The 19,972-nt window shown below is 66.1% G+C and carries 22 protein-coding genes; 13 read left to right on the top strand and 9 right to left on the bottom strand.

The window, feature by feature from the left end:
* The first annotated feature begins 65 nt into the window (after positions 1-65).
* From DYI37_RS05085 to DYI37_RS05055, 7 genes are all read left to right on the top strand, one after another.
* On the top strand, positions 66-761 hold the full coding sequence (locus DYI37_RS05085) for a TRAP transporter small permease (protein ID WP_116682117.1): 696 nt from the start codon (positions 66-68) through the stop codon (positions 759-761).
* Positions 762-766: 5 nt separating this feature from the next.
* Positions 767-2,383: a TRAP transporter large permease gene (locus tag DYI37_RS05080; RefSeq protein WP_116682116.1), complete on the top strand. Its 1,617-nt coding sequence runs from the start codon at positions 767-769 to the stop codon at positions 2,381-2,383.
* A 470-nt stretch (positions 2,384-2,853) separates the two neighbouring features.
* A complete protein-coding gene (locus DYI37_RS05075; protein ID WP_116682115.1) occupies positions 2,854-3,009 on the top strand; it encodes an ABC transporter in 156 nt (51 codons plus the stop codon).
* 155 nt (positions 3,010-3,164) lie between these two features.
* Positions 3,165-3,845 (top strand): hypothetical protein, encoded by a 681-nt coding sequence (locus tag DYI37_RS05070; protein WP_116682114.1) that lies wholly within the window; start codon positions 3,165-3,167, stop codon positions 3,843-3,845.
* A 229-nt stretch (positions 3,846-4,074) separates the two neighbouring features.
* Entirely contained in the window at positions 4,075-4,311 is a 237-nt protein-coding gene (locus DYI37_RS05065) for a zinc-finger domain-containing protein (RefSeq protein WP_116682407.1), read from the top strand.
* Positions 4,312-4,319: 8 nt separating this feature from the next.
* Complete coding sequence (locus DYI37_RS05060) at positions 4,320-5,516, top strand: FAD-dependent monooxygenase (protein WP_158555087.1); 1,197 nt, start codon at positions 4,320-4,322, stop codon at positions 5,514-5,516.
* 100 nt (positions 5,517-5,616) lie between these two features.
* Positions 5,617-7,875 (top strand): OmpA family protein, encoded by a 2,259-nt coding sequence (locus tag DYI37_RS05055; protein ID WP_245413777.1) that lies wholly within the window; start codon positions 5,617-5,619, stop codon positions 7,873-7,875.
* Positions 7,876-8,071: 196 nt separating this feature from the next.
* On the opposite strand, the gene metF is transcribed toward DYI37_RS05055, so the two are convergent.
* Both metF and DYI37_RS05045 read right to left on the bottom strand, forming a co-directional pair.
* Positions 8,072-8,986, bottom strand: coding sequence for a methylenetetrahydrofolate reductase [NAD(P)H] (gene metF / locus DYI37_RS05050; RefSeq protein WP_116682112.1), 915 nt, complete (start codon positions 8,984-8,986; stop codon positions 8,072-8,074).
* A 64-nt stretch (positions 8,987-9,050) separates the two neighbouring features.
* Complete coding sequence (locus DYI37_RS05045) at positions 9,051-10,064, bottom strand: ArsR/SmtB family transcription factor (RefSeq protein WP_116682111.1); 1,014 nt, start codon at positions 10,062-10,064, stop codon at positions 9,051-9,053.
* A 177-nt stretch (positions 10,065-10,241) separates the two neighbouring features.
* On the opposite strand from DYI37_RS05045, the gene tsaA reads away from it, so the two are divergent.
* A complete protein-coding gene (gene tsaA / locus DYI37_RS05040) occupies positions 10,242-10,739 on the top strand; it encodes a tRNA (N6-threonylcarbamoyladenosine(37)-N6)-methyltransferase TrmO (protein WP_116682110.1) in 498 nt (165 codons plus the stop codon).
* Entirely contained in the window at positions 10,736-11,107 is a 372-nt protein-coding gene (locus DYI37_RS05035) for a DUF2293 domain-containing protein (RefSeq protein ID WP_116682109.1), read from the top strand. The genes tsaA and DYI37_RS05035 overlap by 4 nt, the downstream gene beginning before the upstream one ends.
* A 4-nt stretch (positions 11,108-11,111) precedes the next feature.
* Here DYI37_RS05035 and DYI37_RS05030 read toward each other — a convergent pair whose 3' ends face one another.
* The 4 genes from DYI37_RS05030 to ettA all read right to left on the bottom strand — a co-directional run bounded on the left by DYI37_RS05030 (position 11,112) and on the right by ettA (position 15,632).
* On the bottom strand, positions 11,112-11,756 hold the full coding sequence (locus DYI37_RS05030; RefSeq protein WP_116682108.1) for a DedA family protein: 645 nt from the start codon (positions 11,754-11,756) through the stop codon (positions 11,112-11,114).
* 198 nt (positions 11,757-11,954) lie between these two features.
* On the bottom strand, positions 11,955-12,401 hold the full coding sequence (locus DYI37_RS05025) for a response regulator (RefSeq protein ID WP_245413776.1): 447 nt from the start codon (positions 12,399-12,401) through the stop codon (positions 11,955-11,957).
* Positions 12,379-13,863, bottom strand: a complete 1,485-nt coding sequence (locus DYI37_RS05020) for a sensor histidine kinase (protein ID WP_116682106.1) — start codon at positions 13,861-13,863, stop codon at positions 12,379-12,381. The genes DYI37_RS05025 and DYI37_RS05020 overlap by 23 nt, the downstream gene beginning before the upstream one ends.
* Before the next feature lie 119 nt (positions 13,864-13,982).
* The gene (gene ettA / locus DYI37_RS05015) at positions 13,983-15,632 is read right to left on the bottom strand and encodes an energy-dependent translational throttle protein EttA (RefSeq protein ID WP_116682105.1); all 1,650 of its coding nucleotides are present in this window, start codon (positions 15,630-15,632) and stop codon (positions 13,983-13,985) included.
* 279 nt (positions 15,633-15,911) lie between these two features.
* On the opposite strand from ettA, the gene DYI37_RS05010 reads away from it, so the two are divergent.
* From DYI37_RS05010 to DYI37_RS05000, 3 genes are all read left to right on the top strand, one after another.
* On the top strand, positions 15,912-16,805 hold the full coding sequence (locus DYI37_RS05010) for a DUF1499 domain-containing protein (RefSeq protein ID WP_116682104.1): 894 nt from the start codon (positions 15,912-15,914) through the stop codon (positions 16,803-16,805).
* 166 nt (positions 16,806-16,971) lie between these two features.
* Positions 16,972-17,592, top strand: coding sequence for a DUF5330 domain-containing protein (locus DYI37_RS05005; protein WP_116682103.1), 621 nt, complete (start codon positions 16,972-16,974; stop codon positions 17,590-17,592).
* Between the two features lie 64 nt (positions 17,593-17,656).
* Positions 17,657-18,079, top strand: a complete 423-nt coding sequence (locus DYI37_RS05000) for a SufE family protein (RefSeq protein ID WP_116682102.1) — start codon at positions 17,657-17,659, stop codon at positions 18,077-18,079.
* Between the two features lie 23 nt (positions 18,080-18,102).
* On the opposite strand, the gene DYI37_RS04995 is transcribed toward DYI37_RS05000, so the two are convergent.
* Positions 18,103-18,594, bottom strand: a complete 492-nt coding sequence (locus tag DYI37_RS04995; protein ID WP_116682101.1) for a DUF6456 domain-containing protein — start codon at positions 18,592-18,594, stop codon at positions 18,103-18,105.
* Positions 18,591-19,034, bottom strand: coding sequence for a helix-turn-helix domain-containing protein (locus DYI37_RS04990; RefSeq protein ID WP_199520080.1), 444 nt, complete (start codon positions 19,032-19,034; stop codon positions 18,591-18,593). Before DYI37_RS04990 ends, DYI37_RS04995 begins: the two co-directional genes overlap by 4 nt.
* Before the next feature lie 232 nt (positions 19,035-19,266).
* Between DYI37_RS04990 and DYI37_RS04985 the strand changes: the two genes are divergently transcribed.
* Complete coding sequence (locus DYI37_RS04985; protein WP_116682099.1) at positions 19,267-19,767, top strand: hypothetical protein; 501 nt, start codon at positions 19,267-19,269, stop codon at positions 19,765-19,767.
* 3 nt (positions 19,768-19,770) lie between these two features.
* Here DYI37_RS04985 and DYI37_RS20120 read toward each other — a convergent pair whose 3' ends face one another.
* Positions 19,771-19,917: a hypothetical protein gene (locus tag DYI37_RS20120; protein WP_199520079.1), complete on the bottom strand. Its 147-nt coding sequence runs from the start codon at positions 19,915-19,917 to the stop codon at positions 19,771-19,773.
* Between the last annotated feature and the right edge of the window lie 55 nt (positions 19,918-19,972).

The following is a 19,972-nucleotide window of genomic DNA, read 5'->3' as shown; positions in this document are numbered from 1 at the left end:
CGCGCGGCCCCGGACGCAGCGAAATCCTCACCCATCGATCATCCAAATTCTTCGGGAGTTACGCCGTGGAACTCATCTGGCCCATCGCCGGCTTGATCCTGCTCGTCGTGATTCTCTTCCTTGCGGAACGTCGGTGGCCCGACGGAATCGCGCGCCTGGAAGAGAACATCATCGCCATCCTTCTCGCCGCCATCACCCTCATCTCCTTCTCCCAGGTCGTCGCACGCTACGGCTTCAACTCCGGCTGGACCGGTTCGCTCGAAGCCACGCGCATCCTGTTCGCCTGGCTGATCCTGTTCGGCATGGGCTATGGCGTGAAGACCGGCATCCATCTCGGCGTCGACGCGCTGATCCGGCTGTTCCCGAAGCCCCTGTTCAAGGCCGCCGCGATCTTCGGCGCGTTCTGCACCCTCGCCTATGCGATCATCCTGCTCCACGGCGGCGTGCTCGCCATCGTCGGTAACGGCACGGGCGGCAATTGGCGCCAGAGCGGCGCAATCGGCTACTGGGCCTTCATGTTCGACCGCGGCACCGGTCTCGACGATCTGAGATATCCCGACTGGGCGATCAACAGCTTCGGCCTGCAGGAGCGCGTGCAGCGCTGGGTGGCCTACATCATGCTGCCGATCGGCCTCGCCCTTCTCGCATTCCGTTCGCTTCAGGGCATTGCCGACATCGCATCCGGCAAGCGTGAGCTGATCGTCGCCGGCCACGAGGCGGAAGACCTCGTCGCCGAGAACAAGAACGCCGTCAAGGACTAAGCCCCATGGAAACCACGGTTCTCTTCTGCCTGGTCATCGGGCTTCTCTTTCTCGGCGTTCCGGTCGCGATCTCCCTCGGTCTCGCCTCGGTGCTCGTCATCGCGCTGCTCTCCTCCGACTCCATGAGTTCGGTCGCCCTGCAGCTCTTCACCGCCTCCCAGAACTACACGCTTCTTGCGATTCCGTTCTTCATCCTCGCCTCCGCCTTCATGTCGACGGGCGGCGTCGCCAAGCGAATCATTCACTTCGCCATCGCCTCGATCGGCCACCTTCGCGGCGGTCTGGCAATGGCGAGCGTGCTCGCCTGCATGATGTTCGCGGCCCTTTCGGGCTCCTCGCCCGCAACCGTGGTCGCGATCGGCACCATCGCCATCGCGGGCATGCGCCAGGTGGGCTACACCAAGGAGTTCGCCGCGGGCATCATCGCCAATGCCGGCACGCTCGGCATTCTGATCCCTCCGTCGATCGTCATGGTCGTCTATGCGGCCGCGACGAACGTCTCGGTCGGCCGCATGTTCCTTGCCGGCATCATCCCGGGTCTCCTCGCGGGCCTGATGCTGATGGGCGCGATCTACATCCAGGCCCGGCGCAAGAACCTGCCGGCCGAGGAGTGGAAGGGCTTCGGCGAGGTGATCGCCGGCGGCAAGCAGGCGGCCTTCGGCCTGCTGCTCATCGTCATCATCCTCGGCGGCATCTATGGCGGCGCCTTCACGCCGACCGAGGCCGCGGCGGTCGCGGCGGTCTATTCCTGCCTCGTCGCCCTCTTCATCTACCGCGACATGGGTCCGATGAAGGGCAATCCCTGGACGCTTCCGACCGACAAGAGCCGCGCCATCATCGGCTTCAAGGCCTATGCCTACGCGCTCTCCTTCCTCTTCGTCTGGTTCATGCTGGCCTTCTTCTTCGAACGCTCGTTCGGAACGGGCTTCGCAGAGAGCCGGGCCGTCATCGGCCTCCTCATCGGCGCTTTCATCCTCGTCGCCTATTCCGCCTGGCGGGCCGGCGGCGGCATCACCGCGGTTCCGGGCACGCTCATCGCGGGCCTGCCGATCTGGGGCCGCAATCTCAAGCTCATGGGACGCAACCTCCTCGGCGCCTTCGTTCACGACGAGACCCGCAAGGTCATGGTCGATGCCTCGAAGACGACGGTGATGCTGATGTTCATCATCGTCAACGCGCTGCTCTTCGCCCATGTCCTCACCTCCGAGCGCATTCCCGACGCGATCACCTCGGTGATGCTGGACTACGGCTTCAACTGGTGGACCTTCCTCATCGCCGTAAACGTCCTGCTGCTCATCGGCGGGCAGTTCATGGAGCCGTCCGGTCTTCTCCTGATCGTCGCACCCGTGGTGTTCCCGATCGCGATGGAACTCGGCATCGACCCCATCCACCTCGGCATCATCATGGTGGTGAACATGGAGATCGGCATGATCACGCCGCCGATCGGTCTCAACCTCTTCGTGACCTCGGGCATCACCGGCATGAGTCTCGTGAAGGTGGTGAAGGCGGCGATGCCCTTCGTCGGGGTTCTCTTCATCTTCCTGATCATCGTCACCTATGTACCAGTGCTCTCCACCTGGATACCGACGGCGCTGATGGGACCCGAGATCGTCACGCGATAGGGTTCTGACACAGACTGCCACGAGGCCCCCGGTCGCTTGCGCCCGGGGGCCTTTTTGCATCGCAGCATCCGCGGCGCAGGCCGGCCGGCCGCAGTTCGTGGCGAGATCGTGACGAACCGCCTCCCAGCACCCGTTCCAGGGCCTTTGCGAGGGGTCGAAACGGGCCGATTCTCGCGAAGAATTTCGTTGTTTCAAAAGACGTGATGCGGCGGCGCACCACTTCGCGCAAGACCCTGCTTGAACTGCGAAAGCCTTGCTTATAAAGGGTTTGCACACCCCTGACCCAACCCATCGCGGTTGCGGTAACCGCAAATTAAGCGGCCGGGGTTTAAGTAAACGCGATGGACGGCAAGTGTTGCGATTTCGCACTTGCTCCTATCGCCAAACCGCAACAGTTTGCAGGCAGGTATCGGTCAACGCGACCGGACCTTAACTGCGGCATCATCCGTCAGGCACTGATAGGTAAAATTATGAAGAAGATCATCATCGCTTCGGTCGCGGCCTTCGCAGTCGCTTCGCTCGCCGGCTGCATGAGCGACGGCATCGGCAAGGGCAAGGGCAAGGGCAAGGCTCCCGTTGCTGCTCCGGCTCCGGTCTACGAAGAGACCTACGTCACCAAGGGCTAATCCCCTTCAGAAATTGGGGGGGCCGGCACAGCCGCTCCCCCAATTCGGCCTTATTCGGCCTTTAGAGCCCGCCGGGTTCCCTTTCTGATAACAACGAAATCGCAATACGATCAGCCTATTGGTCAGATCATGCGTAACGTTCTGGATCGGCCGATATGGCAAATGCTTTCTTGAAACTCGGCGCGATCGCGCTGGTTGCAGCCTCGCTTGCGGGCTGCTCGTCGACTTCCTCTTCCAACGGGTTCGGGTCCGGCTCCGCCGCAACGAGCTACGCCGAAGAGACGGGGCAGGTGCACTTCACCCCCTATAGCGGCCGCAGCGCCGTCGGCATTCTCGACAAACCCTATTTCATTTCCTTCCGCGCCAGAAACGCGGAGAGCTACGGGCACTCGTTCATCGCCCTCGGCCAGCTCGATTCCAACGGCCGCGTTCCCTACGACCGTTCGGGCGTTCTCGTCCCGTCCATGGTCGAGATCGCGGGCTTCTGGCCCGAAGGCGGTCCGGGCCTCTACTCGATGGGCCACTTCGTCCCGGTCCCGGCCGGCACCGGCGCGACCGATGGCGACACCGAGATCGCCTATCTCCAGAACGAGATGACCATTCCGCTGACGGCCGACCAGTATCAGCGGGTCAGCGCCTATATCCACGAGAAGCAGCGCGGACTGACGCTCTGGAGCGCGGTTGCCTACAACTGCTCGTCGTTCAACAACGATGTGGCGGAGTTCCTCGGAATGCGCGGCGTCAACCACATGCTGTTCCCGCGCAACTGGGTTGCGGCCTTCAAGAAGGCCAATCCCGGCTACGAGACCATTCCGGGCGTCGACATCGTCGGCTGACCGAGCGTCCCCTGCGCTGCATGGGCCGGCGATCCGGCTCGAGCTGCTACCACGATTTCGAAACGGGTCCGAAAGGGCCCGTTTTTCGTTGGCGGGTCTCGATCGCGAGACGAAACGGGACGCACGGAGCCCGCGACATCGAATTTCCTCGCCCGATGACTGGCAATCGGCAAACCGGCTGAATATGGTCCGCCGCAACGCAAACGACCGTCGAGACGAGGCGCCTGTCATGGCCGGACATTCCATTCCCCACTTCCAGAACGATGCGGGTCACGACGTGATCGAGATCGGCGTCACCGAATTCATGTGTTGCGGGGCCAATCCTCCCCACGATCATCCGCATGTCTTCCTCGACATGGGCGACGAGCGCGAGAAGATCTGTTCCTACTGCTCCACTCTCTATCGCTACTCCGACGCCCTGAAGCCGAACGAGACGAAGCCGGCGGGCTGCCTCTACGAAGGGTAGGACGCCTCGTGGCGAAGGGAAAGCCGACGGGCACGCGGACGGGACGCATCGTCATCCTCGGCGCGGGCCTTGCCGGGCTGACGACGGCGCTGGCGCTGGCGCGCCATGCGATTCCCTCCACCATCGTCGAACGCGCCGAGACGCTCGACGAGGTCGGCGCGGGCCTTCAGCTCTCCCCCAACGCGCTTCGGATCCTCGACCGGCTGGACTGCCTCGAAGCGGTGTCCGAGCGCGCCGTCGCGGCTTCCGCCGTCGAGCTTCGCGACGGCAGGACCGGCCGGCTCCTCGCGGCGGTTCCCGTCGGCTCGGGCGATGACGTCGCCGCCTATCTCTCGGTCCACCGCGCCGATCTGCAGGCCGTCCTCGCCGATGCCGTGAGACGCGAGCCGCTGATCGAGCTCGAGCTCGGCGAAGCCTGTCTCGGGATCGACGAGACAGCGGATGGCGTCGTCCTCCACAGCTGGAGCGGACGCGAGGAGCGCGTGCATGCCTGCGATCTCCTGATCGCGGCGGACGGCGTCAACAGCTTCGTCGCCGATCATCACGACGAGAAGCCCGCCCGGTTCGCCGATGCGGTGGCCTGGCGCGGACAGGTCTCGGGGCCCCTCGCCCGGGAGTTTTCGGGCCGAGCCCGGGGAATCACCGCCTGGCTCGGGCCGCGCCGTCACGCGGTCGCCTATCCGATCAGATCCGGTGAGGTCGTCAATCTCGTCCTCGCCGAAAAGGTTCGATCGCCGGATGATGCGAACCGGCAGCGGACCCTCGATGCCTATCGCGACTGGGCGCCCGATCTCGCATCGCTGATCGCGAATGCTAACGATCTGACCCCCTGGCCCCTGAAGGTCACGCCGAGCGAGCGGCGCTGGGTGCTCGGGGACGGGCGAACCCTCCTGATCGGTGATGCCGCTCACGCCCTGCTTCCCTATGCCGCGCAAGGCGCCGCCATGGCGCTGGAGGACGGATATGTGCTTGCCGGGATCATCGCCTCGGCAAGCGACCTCCTGACGGTGGGTCCCGCCTTCGAACGGGCGCGCCGGGGCCGGATCGACCGGGTGCGCAAGCGCGCCTCCTTCCACCGGTTCGTCTATCACTTGCCGCGCCCCTTCTCGCTCGCCCGCGACGCGGTGATGGCGGCAACGCCCAAAGCCCGGCTCCGCGACCAGCTGGGCTGGCTCTACGACTGGACCCCGCCCGGCGCTGCGTGAATTTGCTTCCAGTCAGCTTCCATTCATCTGCCGCTTCTTATCTCACAGTAAATCGGCCTGCCGATGTTCCGTCGGAATGCGCGCGGCCGGATGCAACAGGATGAGAGTGACACTCATGTTCGACATCAAGAGAGCCGGACGATTCGCGGGCGTCGCGACGCTGGCCGCGTCCACTGCCCTGGCCGGGCCGCTTTCGGCCTATGCCGCCGATACGGCCGAGATGCGCCTCGCGCAGGCCGAGACCGGCGAGCCGACCCCGGCCGAAGAGCAGCTGATCGAGAATGCGGAGCCGATCGTGGAAGAGGCGGCTCCCCCCGTCGAGGCCGCTCCCGAACCCGCACCCCAGCCGGAACCCGCACCGGAGCCGGCCCCTGCGCCCGAACCCGAGCCTGCGCCGGTCGAGCCGCCGGTGAGCGAGGCCCCGCCCCCGGCACCCGACGCCCCGCCGGCGCCTCCCGAGGCCGAAGCACCGCCGCCCGAAGCCGCGCCGGAGCCGCAGCCCGAGCCGGCACCCGAACCCGAACCCGCTCCGCAGCCGGAACCTGCACCCGAGCCGGCACCCGAGCCCGCGCCGGAGCCTGCCGCGAGCGACGTGCCGGCCGAAGCCCCCGCCGCCGAAGCTGCGCCCGAAGAGGCACCGGCCGTGAGCGAAGAGGCACCGGCCGCCGAGACCCCGGCGCCCGAGGAAGCCGCACCGGCCGATCCCGCGCCTGCGGAGCAGCCTGCCGCCGAGGCACCCGCCACACCCGATGCCGCCGAGAGCGCACCGGCGGCGCAGGAGCCGCAGGGCGAAGCTGAGCCTGCGCCGGCCGAGACCCCGGCCGATCCCTCCGCGTCACCACAGCCGCCGGTGGACGCAGCGCCGGGCGAAACCGGCGAAGAGGGTGCGCCGGCAAATGCTGACACGGCCGCCGAGCCCGCCCCCGAGGCTTCCCCCGCAACGGGTGACGGCGCAGCCGCGCCCGAAACTCCTGCGGCGGCCGAGCCGGGCGCGCAGCCCCCTGCAACGAGCGAACAGCCGGCTGGCGCGGTCGAGGGACAGGCTCCGGCCGCGCCCGCCGCGGGCGAGCCGGCTCCGGACGCATCGACGCCGCCGGCCGCAGACGCCGCGCCCGCTGCCGCGGCCCCTGCCCCGGCCGAGGAAGCACCGCAGCCCGTCGCCGAGGAGATCCAGACCGAACCTGTGCCCGAAGGCGGCGTCGCCGCGAGCGATGCCCGCGTTCAGACCCTGGCTCAGCCGGTCGACGCCATTCCCTCGGCCATGGCCGAACAGGGTGAGCGGATCGAGACGACGACGATCAACAACAACACGACCACGAACAACTCGACCACGACGAACAACACGTCGACCACCAACAACTCGTCGGTCACCAACAATTCGAGCACCGTCAACAACACCACCGTCAACAACACCACGGTCGTGCGCGGACCCCAGCCCGAGATCCCGCCCGGCGTCGAAGTGGTGGAGCGCGACGACAATGACGGCCGCGAGATCCTGACGATTCTCGGCTCGGGGCTGGCCGGCGCGGCGGCCGGTGCTGCGGCCGCCTACTTCATCCGCAGCGACGATTCGAGCCGTCTGGCGGTCGACTCGCAGGACCAGTATTACGAACGCCTAGGCGACGGACGGGTCCGCGAGACCATCGTTCGCGAGAACGGCGTCCAGGTCGTCACGATCTCGAACCGCTACGGCGAGACGATCCAGCGTTCGCGCATCCTGCCGGACGGCCGCGAAGTCGTGCTGTTCTACGATCCTTACGCGGATGACCAGGACGCGCCGCAGTACTACTACGACGTCGGCGCGGACCTGCCGCCGGTGGATCTGACCATTCCGCGTTCGGCCTATATCGTCGACGTGGCGCAGCCCGATCGCGAACTCTACTACGACACCATCGTCGCCCCGCCGGTCGAGACCGTGGAGCGGATCTATTCGATCGACGAAGTGCGTCGTTCGGAGCGTATCCGCGACAAGGTGCGCCGCATCGATCTCAACACGATCAACTTCGCCTTCGGCTCGGCCGACATCGCGCAGGAACAGGTCGGCAATCTCGAAGCCCTCGCCCAGGCGATCTCTGAGGTCGTCGACCAGAATCCCGACGAGACCTTCCTGATCGAGGGCCACACGGACGCGGTCGGCTCGGACATCGCCAATCTGAAGCTCTCGGATCGGCGAGCCGAGACGGTGGCGGCGGCGCTGACGACCTATTTCGACGTGCCGCCGGAGAACCTCGTCACGCAAGGTTATGGCGAGCAGTTCCTGAAGGTGAATACGCAGGAGCAGAACGCGGAGAACCGGCGCGTCACGGTTCGCCGGATCACGCCCCTCGTCAAGCCCGTCCAGACCTCCTCGGCGCGCTAGCCGAGGATTGGCCTGCAAAGCCCCGCGCCTTCAGCCAAGGCGCGGCTGCGCGGTCGAAGCCGACATGAAAAGGGCCCCGGTTCGTCCGAACCGGGGCCCTTTTTTGCATTGGTTGCAGGCCTTCGGCATCGGACCGGGAAGTGGGCCCGGTTTTCGGGCCATCCGATGCGTCAGCGAGAAAAAGGAGCCTCGTCCCTCAGGCCGCCGCGGACTGGAGCGCCGGTGGCACGTCGGCCGAGGCGCCGCGAAGGCCGAGGATGTGGCAGATCGAATAGACGAGATCGGCCTTGTTCATCGTGTAGAAATGGAAGTCGGAGAAGCCGCGCTCGGTGAGGTCCAGCACCTGCTCGGCGCAGCACGCCGCCGCGACATGGCTGTGCGTCAGCGGATCGTCCTCGAGGCCCTCGAAGCGCGTGCGCACCCAGTCCGGGATCGAGGCACCGGCCTTGGCCGCGAAGTTCGCGATCTTCGTGAAGTTGTGGACCGGCGCGATGCCGGGCACGATCGGGATGTAGATCCCGGCCCGCCGCACGCGCTCGACATAGCGCTCGAAGAGATCGTTGTCGAAGAAGAACTGGGTGATCGCCCGCGTCGCGCCGGCATCGACCTTGCGCTTCAGGAGATCGATATCCGTCGTGAGGTCCGGGCTCTCGGGATGCTTTTCGGGATAGGCGGAGACCGAGATCTCGAAATCGGGATCGATGCGCTTCAGGCCTTCCGTCAGTTCCGCGCCGTTGCGGTAGCCGTCGGACCGGCCCTGCCATTCCTCGCCGACGCCGAGCTGGCTGTCGCCGCGAAGCGCCACGAAGTGGCGCACGCCCGTCTCGCGGTACTGGCGGACCACCTCGTCCACCTCCTCGCGCGAGGCATCGACGCAGGTCAGATGGGCGGCAGGAACCAGCGCGGTGTCGCGCAGGATGCGCTGGATGGTCTGGTGCGTGCGCTCGCGGGTCGATCCGCCGGCACCATAGGTGACCGAAACGAATTCAGGGGCGAGCGGCGCCAGGCGCTCGATCGACTGCCACAGCGTCTCCTCCATCTTTTCGGTCTTCGGGGGGAAGAACTCGAAGGACACCCGGATCGGCTGGGAGGTGGGGCGAGGCTTGAGCATGGTGAAAACTCCTTGAGGGGGCCGGATGGCCGGCTCGAAGACGTGCAGGGCGAAAAGATTGCCGTCAGGCGTAGGCCAGGGAGGCCGCCTCGGCGTTCGGGGCCATCAGCATGCGGCGATCCTGGCCGATGCAGATGGTGACGGTCAGGCCTCCGGTTTCGGCCGCGCCCGATTCCAGATGTTCGAGAGCCCGCATGTCGAGATCGCAGCTCTCCATGAAGGAGACGAGGCTCGTCTCGGAGAAGCCGAGCCTCAGATGGGCGTGGTCCGTGCGCAGGAATTCCATCTCGTGCGGCGCGAAATCGACGATCAGCAGACGGCCGCCCGGCGCGAGCATCGAGGAGGCTTCGCGCACGGCGCGCATGGGATCGTCGAGATAATGGAGAACCTGATGGAGGACGACGAGGTCGTAGGTCTCGCCGGTCGCCGGCAGGTTGTAGGCATCGCCGAGACGAACCTGCGCGTTGCGGATCTGGGCGTCGTCGAGCTTGGCGCGCGCGGCGGAGATCATCTCGCGGGAGGCATCGACGCCGAGCATGCGCTCGCAGCGCGAGGAGAGGAGTTCCAGCATGCGCCCGGTTCCCGTGCCGATGTCGAGCATCGAACCGATGCGGCGCTTGCCGAGCATTCGCTCGAGCGCCGACGCGATCTCGGCATCGGGCACATGGAGGGCGCGGATCGCGTCCCAGTCCTCGGCATTGGCCGCGAAATAGTCGGCCGCCCGGCGCGTCCGCTCGGCCCGCACGGCTTCCAGCCGCTCCTGGTCCTTGCGCAGAACCGTGTCGTCGGCATCGAGCGTCGCCTCGAGCGAGCGCGCAAGGAGACCGGCCGGGTGCCGGTCGGAGACGCGAAAATAGGCGTAGGCCCCCTCCTGATACCGCTCCAGAACCCCACATTCCGACATGAGCTTGAGGTGACGGGAGATGCGCGGCTGGGATTGGCCGAGAATCACGGTCAGCTCGCTGACGGTGAGATCGCACGACTTCAGCACCAGTGCGAGGCGCAGGCGCGTTGGTTCCGCCAGGGCTTTGAGAACGTCGACGACGCGCTCGAAATCAAGGGGTTGGGCCGAGGCCATGCACAGTCTCCCATGTGGACATAAAGATATGTTTATATGGATTTCCACGCGACTGCAAGCGTTGGAACGATCCGCGCTTGCCCTTCATGCGATCATCCGTCAGGACCGCGCCGATTGCGGGATGGACCGGACGTTCGGCGGCGGCGTTCGTGTCAGCGGCCAGGGGAGCGAAAACGGATGAGCGACGAGACCAGGCGTGAGGGAGAACGGGTCTTTTCCCTGCCCGATGCCGCCCCCTTCGACGCGGGCCTGCGCTTCATCGGACGAATCGTCTCGCCATGGACGGAGCGTTCCGCCTGCCCGAAGAACATGCGTCAGGCGCGCGAGCGCGGGCAAGCGGCGCGGGTCGAACTCTTTCCGCCCTATCAGGAGGCTCTCGCCGGGCTCGAGGCCGGCTCGCCCATCTTCCTCTTCACATTCCTCGACCGTGCCCGGCGCGATCTCGCACTCCAGATGCCGCGCCATGCCGACAGTGCGCGCGGAACCTTCTCTCTGCGCTCTCCGGTCCGCCCCAACCCGATCGGTCTCCACCTCGTCGAACTGGTGGCCGTCGACAGGGAAAACGGCCTGCTCTCCATCGATGCCATCGACGTTCTCGACGGCACGCCGCTCCTCGACATCAAGCCTTATTTCGAAAGCGTCGACCGACCGGGCGCAGGACTTGCGTCAGGATGACGACACGCCGGCAACGCCTCGTTGCCGAGGCCCTTACCGCACTGGTCCCGCGAGCACCTTTCCTCGATGCCGAAACCATTCGCGATGCCGCGAAGGCGCGGCATATGCGCGGGCTGCGACCGGATGCGGCGGTATGGCTCGCCGCGATCGCCCATATCCGCCATCAGCACACCGATTACGACGCGCTCATGGACGATGGCTACGACAAGGATGCGGCGCGCTTCTTCGTGGTGGACGACACCAATCGCGTTCTCGACAGCTGGGGTGCGACGCGCCTTCTCGATCCGGACGCGGTGGAGGAGGATGGGACGGGCTTCGCCGACGACGCAAGCGGCGAGACGCCGGAAAGCGAAGACCACATCGGTTGACGGGTCAGCGCTCGCCTCGGCTTTCGTCCCCGATCTCGTCTCGGGTCTCCTCGGGATGTGGCGAGAACGTCCACACCCGGTAGGCATAGGCGAGCACGAGCACGACCAGCACCGTATTGGACACCGGTCCGATGTAATTCTGGACCTCGGCATATTGCGATCCGAGAAGATAGCCGGCGAATGCCAGAAGGCTCGTCCATATGGCGCTGCCGATGGCCGAATAGAGGAGGAACTTCCAGATTGGCATATGGGCGATGCCGGCCGGCACGGAGATCAGCGTGCGCACCGTCGGCACCAGACGGCCGAACAGGACCGCTTCCGATCCATGGCGGGCGAACCAGTCATTGGCCCTCTCCACATCCTGCGGCCCCATTGTGAGCCATCGCCCGTGCCGCGCGGCGAGCTTCTTCGTGCGGCGCAGTCCCATCCAGTGGCCCGCATAGTACCAGGGCACGACGCCGAGAAGCGAGCCGATGGTGCCGGAGAGGATGACCGCGAAGAGGCTCATCGATCCCCTCGCGGCCTCGAAACCGGCGAGGGGCATGATCAGTTCGGAGGGGATCGGGGGAAAGATGTTCTCGAGGAACATCAGGAGGGCGATCCCGAACGGCCCGAGCGTTTCCATCAGCGTGTTGACGAAGATGTCCATGAGGATCTGCCGTGTGGTTCTGTCCAAAGATGCCGAGCGGGATCGATCGCCTCGATCGCAGGCCCAGGGGGATCCCCCGCCGCTTGACGCTAGAGAGATCACGACCGCTTGAATTCAAGCTCGTCCCATCGTTTTCGTAAGCGGACCGACAGACCTCGTCCGAAGGCCGGGCGACGTCGATCCGGTCAGGAGGTCCAGTCAGTCGGCCCGATCGGCACGGATCGCCGCCACTTGGCCGGCATCCTCGCGGCGCTCGTCGAAGACCACCCGCAGGAGCGCTGCCTCGATCTGGGCAGAGGTGTAGGGCTTCTGGAGGATCGGATAGCGTCTCCACTCGTCCGGGACGCCGGCGGTGCCGTAGCCGGTGGCGAAGACGATGGGAATGCCTGCGGCCTGCAGCCCCTCGGCGAACGGAAACACCGTCGCATCGCCGAGATTGACGTCGAGCACGGCGGCACCGGCAGCCTTGTCCTCGTCGAGAAGCGCCATGGCCTGACGCAGGCGCATCGCCGTCGCCACGATCCGGCATCCGGCATCCTCGAGCATGTCTTCCAGCTGCATCGCGATGATGGTCTCGTCCTCGACGACGACGACCGAAAGCCCGTTCAGCGATCGGGCGGCGCTAGGCGACTGACGTTTCAACATACCCAACCTCGGAAAGCAGGACGTCCAGCCGGCAGGAAAATCCCTCGGTGCCGAGATCCATTACGAGATCGCCATCGAGTTCCCCCTCGACGATCCGCCTGACGATGCGGATGCCGTAGCCGGGGCGGAGGCTCTCCTCGATGGGGACGGGCGCCGTCTCGGTCCATTCGAGGCTCAGCATCTGACCGCCCGCGCAGGCTCGGCAGGTCCACGAGACCGCCAAGGTCCCACCGGCTTGCGCGAACGCCCCGTGGCGGGAGGCGTTGGAGGCGAGTTCGTGAAGCGCGAGGGCGAGCGCGATCGCCGGTTTGGGGCTCAGGAGGACGAGCGGCCCGCGGACCGAGAGACGCGCCCTGGGAAGGCCCGCAAGCCGCTGATGGATCAGCGTCGCGAGGCTCGCCGACTCCCAGCGGCTGGCCGAAAGGATGTTGTGCGTCTGGCTGAGCGCCATGATGCGGGCTTCGAACGCGTCCCGCGCATCCTCCGGATCGCCGGCCGAACGGAAGCTCTGCCGCGCCATTGCCTGGACCGTGGAGAGGGTGTTCTTCACCCGGTGGTTCAACTCGTCGACGAGGATGCGATGGCGCGTCGTTGCACGCATGGACTGGGTTCGGTCGACGCCCTGGAAGAACAGGCCGACCACCTTGCCCTCGTTGTCCGTCAGCGGGCTGAAGGTGAAATCGAAGAAGCGGTCCGCGACCGGCTCGCCTTCTGCCGAGCGTTCCGACTGGATGCGAACCGTCTCTCCGATCACGGCATATCGGCCCGCAAGGGCCTGGCTCGCCAGTTCCGCGACGCCCTGCTCCTTCAGTTCCGGCAACGCATCGAAGAAGGCACGGCCGAAGAGGAAGCGGTCCGACGCGAACTCGGACAGGGCCTCGTTGACGAAACTGAAGCGGAGATCGGCTCCCTCCAATACGGCGAAAAGCCCAGGGGCCTCGCGAAACAGGCGACGGAAGGTCCTGACTTCGCTGCTCGCAGCGATACCCAGAGGCGCCGGCTGCTCCCGCCTCGCCTCGATCGCCTCGATCTCCTGCGGCTCGAGCCCCTCTTCGGCGCTGCGCGCGTTGTCCTCGGCGATCTGCGTCACGTCGACGATCGTTGCGACGATGAACTCCGTATTGCCCGCCTCGTCGAGCATCGGCGAGTAGGTCAGGCTCCAGAACCGCGTCACGAACGTGCCCGGTACTCCGTTCGGATCTGGAATGTCGTAGCGCAGGAAGGCGATCGAAGAACGCTCGCCGGTCTCGATCACGCGATCGAGCGAGGCGCGCAGGCGTTCGCGCGACATTCCTTCGCCCGGAAACATGTCGAAGAGCTTTCGGCCGATCAGGGCAGCGGCCGTCATGCCGGCGGAGGCCTCGAACGCCTTGTTGACCGCGACGAACCTCAGATCGCGGCAGAAGATCGCGTGCGGTTGCGGCAGGATCTCGAACTGTCTCGCGAAATCGAAGGACGTCATTCGGCCTGCTTATCAGGGAACGCGCAGATCAGACAATCAAAAGACGGCGAGACCGGCGCCGGACCCATTCCGCCCGGCTTCGTTCGAAGCCGGGCGGTTCTGCGGATCGTCGCGAAATGCTAGCGCGTCAGGCGCTTGTAGGTCGGACGCTTCGGGTTGACGGATTCGGGTCCGAGACGACGGATCTTGTCCTGCTCGTAATCCTCGAAATTGCCCTCGAACCATTCCACATGGCTGTCGCCCTCGAAGGCGAGGATGTGGGTGGCGAGCCTGTCGAGGAACATGCGATCATGGCTGATCACCACGGCGCAGCCTGCATACTCCTCCAGCGCATCCTCCAGCGCCGTCAGCGTCTCGGTGTCGAGATCGTTGGTCGGCTCGTCGAGGAGGATGACGTTGGAGCCGGACTTCAGCATCTTGGCCAGATGCACGCGGTTGCGCTGGCCGCCCGAAAGCGTGCCGACCTTCTGCTGCTGGTTCGGGCCCTTGAAGTTGAAGTTGCCGACATAGGCGCGCGAGTTCATCTCGTACTTGCCGAGCTTCATGATGTCGACGCCGCCCGAGATCTCCTCCCAGACGTTCTTGGAGGCATCGAGGTCGTCGCGGCTCTGGTCGACATAGCCGAGGTCGACGGTTTCACCGATCTCGATCTTGCCGGAATCGGGCTTCTCCTGGCCGGTGATCATCTTGAAGAGCGTGGACTTGCCGGCGCCGTTCGGTCCGATGATGCCGACGATGCCGCCGGCCGGAAGCTTGAACGACAGATTGTCGATCAGCACCCGGTCGCCGTAGCTCTTCGTCAGGTTCTCGACCTCGATGACCTTGTTGCCGAGGCGCTCGCCGGTCGGGATGACGATCTTGCCGTCGGCGGGCTTGCGGTTCTCGGCCGCCTCGACGAGTTCGTTATAGGCCTTGATGCGGGCCTTGGACTTGGTCTGGCGGGCCTTCGCGCCCTGCTGGATCCACTCGCGCTCGCGGGTGATGGCCCGCATGCGCGCATCGTCCTCGCGGCCCTCCTGGGCCATGCGCTTCTGCTTCTTTTCCAGATAGATCGAATAATTGCCCTCGTAGGGCACGCCGTGCCCGCGATCGAGTTCGAGAATCCATCCGGTGACGTTGTCGAGGAAATAGCGATCGTGGGTCACCATCAGGACGGAGCCCTCGTACTCGCGCAGGTGCTTTTCGAGCCAGAGAATGGTCTCGGCGTCGAGATGGTTGGTGGGCTCGTCGAGGAGCAGGATGTCGGGCTTGGACAGAAGCAGCTGGCACAGGGCGACGCGGCGCTTCTCACCGCCCGAGAGCGGGGCGATCTCGGCGTCGGGCGCGGGGCAGCGAAGGGCGTTCATCGCCATCTCGACCTGATTTTCCAGGTCCCAGAGATCCTGGCTGTCGATGATGTCCTGGAGTTTCGCGCCCTCGTCGGCGGTCTCGTCGGAATAGTTCATCATCAGTTCGTTGTAACGCTCGAGGATCGCCTTCTTGTCGGCGACGCCTTCCATCACGTTCTCGAACACCGTCTTGGTCTCGTCGAGCTTCGGCTCCTGCGCAAGGTAGCCGACCCGCGCGCCCTCGGCGGCCCAGGCCTCGCCGGTATATTCCGTGTCGACGCCCGCCATGATCTTCAGGAGGGTCGACTTACCCGCGCCGTTCGGGCCGAGAATGCCGATCTTGGCATCGGGGTAGAAGGACAGGTGAATGTTGTCGAGGACCTTCTTGTTGCCGTAGGCCTTCGAAAGTCCGGACATGTGATAGATGAACTGGCGTGCCATGGCGCGCGACCGTCTCCGTATGGATCGAAATGCGGGGTTTGGAGGTTGGCATTCCTCTAAGCCATCGGCCCCGGTTTCGCAACGCGGTGCCGGGCCCGCGTCTTTCCCCGATCCCGGCCTGTCGGGGCGGCCGGGTCCGGCATCGGGCGAAAGGGACGGAGCCCTCGCCGGTTCGCTAACCCGATCGCCCGACTTGCACTCGTGCGGGCGAAGCCTCATCATCATCGCGGCGGGCAGGCCCCGCCGCTCCCACGGACAACCGCTTTCCGCCGGATATCAATGAGCCGAGCCGCCTTTTCCCTCCCGCCCCAGGGTCATTTCGTGCGGCCGCGCCTCGGCCTTGCCCGCCCGGCCCTGCGCATGGCCTGGTTCGGCATCCTGCTCTTTCCGGTCTCCGTCCTCGCCTTCCGGCTCGGCGGCGTGACGCTGCCGGCGCTCTTTGCAAGTCTCAGCCTGTCCTTCCTCCTTCTCTTCACGGCTCTCGTCATCGCCTCGGCGGGCCTCGTGCGCGCCTGGGTCCAGGCCGCGCGAGGGGGATCGAAGGCGTTCGGCGCGGCGGCCCTCGCCTCGATCGGCCTCATCCCCTTTGCGATCGGCGGCATTCTGGCGGCGGAAAATCCGCCGACCAACGTCGCCTACACGATCGGCCTGCCGGCCAGGGCGGAGACGGCGAATGCGAACGCAGGTTCGCTTGCCGTCGACGACGTCATCGCCGCCCTGCCGGCGCGCCGATACGCCGCCCAGCCTGTGGTGGTGGCCGAAGCCGTCGAGACCGCCGCGCGCGAGGCGGGCTTCACGATCGAGGAGATCGCCGCCGGCGGGTCGCAGGACGGGCCGGACGAAGCGGACAATCCTCTCGGCGTCTTTCGCGATTCGGGCGCGATCCCGCTTCCGTTCTCTCGTTCGGCGCCACAATCTGCCGGCGGCGCGACGATCGGCGATCTTCCCGCGCGGGACGACTACCGCATCCAGGCGGTCGCGGCCGACTGGCTGCTCGGCCTGCCGAGCACCGTCACCATCGCCATCGAACTCGAAGGCAGCGCGACGGTCGTCGACATCCGGTCCGCCTCGCCGGGCGCACCGATCGATTTCGGCCAGAACCGCCGCTTCATCGAGGACTTCTACGCAGCGCTCGATCTCGCCATGGCGAGCGGCGCGAGTGTCGCGGACTGACGACAGCCGCACCACGAATTCGTGAGAGGTACGGCAAAGGCCCGCCGGACAACCAAATCTTTGGAACTCCCCGCTAGGCAGAAACCTTCAGTCCGGTGTCACGGCGCTTGAATGCGCCGATCCGAGCCGGTTTGCGGCCGCCACGAGGAATGAGCCAGATCCCGCGATGATCCGCTTCGCTCTCAAGACCGTACTGGCGCTCTGGGCCGTCTCCCTCGTCCTTCCGGCTTCCGGACCGGACGACGAGGCGCAGCCCTTCGATGCGTTCCAGAGCCTTGCGGGCCTGCGGGCGGCGGTGGAGGACGTCGCCGGCTTCTGCAGCCGCGCGCCGGAGGCCTGCGAAGCGGGCGCCCGGCTGTCCGCCTTCGCGCGCGAACAGGTGGAGAGCGGGCTCGCGCTGGCGCTGGCATCGTCGGCGCCCTCCCCCTCGCACCCGGCATCGGCCGAACCCGGCATCGCGTCTTCCCCAAAACCCGACGACCGGCCTCTGGATGGCGCCCGGGACACGACCGACTGGAACGGGATCGATGCCGGACTTCTCGCCGCGCTCTATGCCTCGGGTGGCGAAGACGACGTAAAAGCCCTCGCCGCCTCGCCCGAGGTCGTGGCGGCGGTGCGGGCGGCTGCGCGACTGGCGACCAGAGGCGCCGGCCCCGAGAGCGCTCCCGTGGAGCCGTTCGTCGAAGCCTTGCCGGTTGCGGCGGCGAACCCGGCGGTTGCGGCAGGAGCCGAACTCGGGCCGGGTGTCGCGCGCGTGCCGATCCCGAGCCCTCGTCCCGGCCTGTAAAAGCGGGCGATCGGGTCTATATGCCGGGCACCGTCACGCAAAGCCACAGCATGGGAGAGACGCCTTGCAGTCGATCGAGGACATCATCTCCGATTTCCAGTTCCTGGACGACTGGGAAGACCGCTATCGCTACCTGATCGAACTCGGACGCTCCCTGCCCCCGATGGAGCCGGACGAGATGACCGATGCCACGAGGGTTCAAGGCTGCGTGAGCCAGGTCTGGCTCGTCAGCGAGAGCGACGATGCCGATCCGCCGCGCCTGACCTTTCGCGGCGAGTCCGACGCCCATATCGTGCGCGGACTGGTGGCCATCACCCTCGCGCTCTTTTCCGGCAAGACCGCGCCGGAGATCGCCGCGACCGACGCCTCCTCGACATTCGAGACGATCGGGCTTCAGGAGCACCTGACGCCGCAGCGCTCCAACGGACTGCGCGCCATGGTCGACCGGATCAAGAAGGATGCGGGTGCGGCGCTCCAGAACGCCTGAACACTCACCTCACTCCGGCGGCTTTATCGTCCGCCGCCGATCGCCGGGCGCGCATCCGTGTCGCGCCAAGACCGCAGGGCTCCAGCCCGACCGGCCGGTCTTTCGGCAAGGCCGTAATGGCGCGCGAGGATGGCGAGGCCCACCTTCAGCAGCATCTTCGCGCTGCGGGCAGGCCAGCGCCGCTCGCGCTCAACCTCTTCCAGCCCCTTCAGGTGGCAGACGACGTCGAGGAGCAGTTCCTTCAGTTCCGGGCCCGCTGCCTCGATCGCGGCCGCAAGGCGCGCCCTGGCGTCGATCGCGGTGTCCGACAGGTCTGCGCCCTGACGCGCGCCGCCTTTCGCGGTCGGCTGGGTATCCCAGCGTTGGGTCACTGACGGCGCCATCCGTCCGCGCTCGAAATCCATTCGCAGGCGCTCCCCCGCCTCGTATTCGGGGCGCGTGAGGAACGGGGCGTCGCGACCTCGTGCCCTGGACAGGCGTGCGATCGCCCAATCGCTTTCGGACCGGAAGCTCATGAACGCGCCCTCCCCTCGCCGGTCTCGTCCACGGCGAGCGCGTGGCCGACCGAACGGGCGAGCGTCTCCAGCCGCTCGATCCGCGCATCGAAGCGCGGATCGTCCCGCCCATCCTCGATCCGTCGCACGGCATGGGAAACGCTGGTCCGGTCCCGGCCGAAGGCGGCTCCCGAACGGATCAGCGACACCTGAAACACCACATGCGCCAGATACATGGCGATATGCCGGGCCTCGCAGACATGCGCGGAGGAACGGTTCGGAGCCGCGATATCCTCGATCTCCACATCGCAGAGCGCCCCCGCGATGGCAATCGCCAGGCGGCAGGCGCGAGCATCGGTCCGCCTGTCCTTGCCTTGCGCGAAGGGCCGGGAGCCGCTCGAGGCCATCGGGGAAAAGGTTCGGGCCGGCCCGCTTCGTGGTTGATGGATCAGGGTCTGCATGATGTCCTCTCCTGCTTCGACTCGCCTATTCAAGCCGCAGACCGGCCACCGGGGATAAGTTCCTATGATGATTCCCGCTCATCGCATCGGAATCTGCGTCCGACAATGACAAACCGCTGCTTCGAGAAGAGAGATAGCGATTCCAGCAACCAATTTATAGGTATTTTTTCCTCTCCTTCGCCGAGATGGACAAGACTGGGGCCGTTATCCACTGCCCGGACCCCTGTCTTTCATGGATCTTTCGAAATTCGGCGCGGCGCTCGAAGCGGCTGCGAACGCATATGCTCAGCGGCGAAGAACGGCTGCCGCCCTTCCCTTACAGACGAGCGAGATCGTCGCGCTTCTTGCCCGCGAAGCCCTGATCGACGAGGTGCTGCCCGTCGAGCGCCGGGAGACCGCAAGAAGGGGCCGGTTGCGCGCCTGCCGGACGCAGAGCGAAGTCGGCGATCTGGAGGCGATCGTCATGGGGCTCGGTTCCGAACAGCTGGAACGCCTGAGATCGAGGACGGCCCGCGAACTGGCGACCCTGCGGCGGCGCGCGCGAAACCGCGATCAGCGATACGACATCAACCGCCATGCGGCGCTCGCGCGCCTCTCCGCCGCGATCCGGACCGCGGATGGAGCGGGAGGGCCGGCAGACGCCGGAGAGCCGAGCCCGGTGCATGAAAAAAGGACGCCCGGCCGGTGCCGGGCGCCCTTCGAATCGAAACGGCACCGTTTGCCCGTCAGATGAGGATCAGCGAACGATGTCGGCGGCCGCCGCCTCGCCTGCATCCACGGTGTTGCCCACATCGGCGCCGACACCGCGGACCGTATTGGCGCAGGCGCCGAGCGAGAGAAGACCGGCCATGAGAACGATGGCTGTCGTCAGACGATGATTCATTGAAGGGCTCCCATGGATCGAAAGGTACCGGGCCGGACCGTTCACGGCCAGTGAC

The organism is Fulvimarina endophytica (genome assembly GCF_003403015.1).
Classification (GTDB): domain Bacteria; phylum Pseudomonadota; class Alphaproteobacteria; order Rhizobiales; family Rhizobiaceae; genus Fulvimarina; species Fulvimarina endophytica.
The sequence above is the reverse complement of the archived record's forward strand: the minus strand, read 5'-3'. Positions and strand labels throughout refer to the sequence as shown.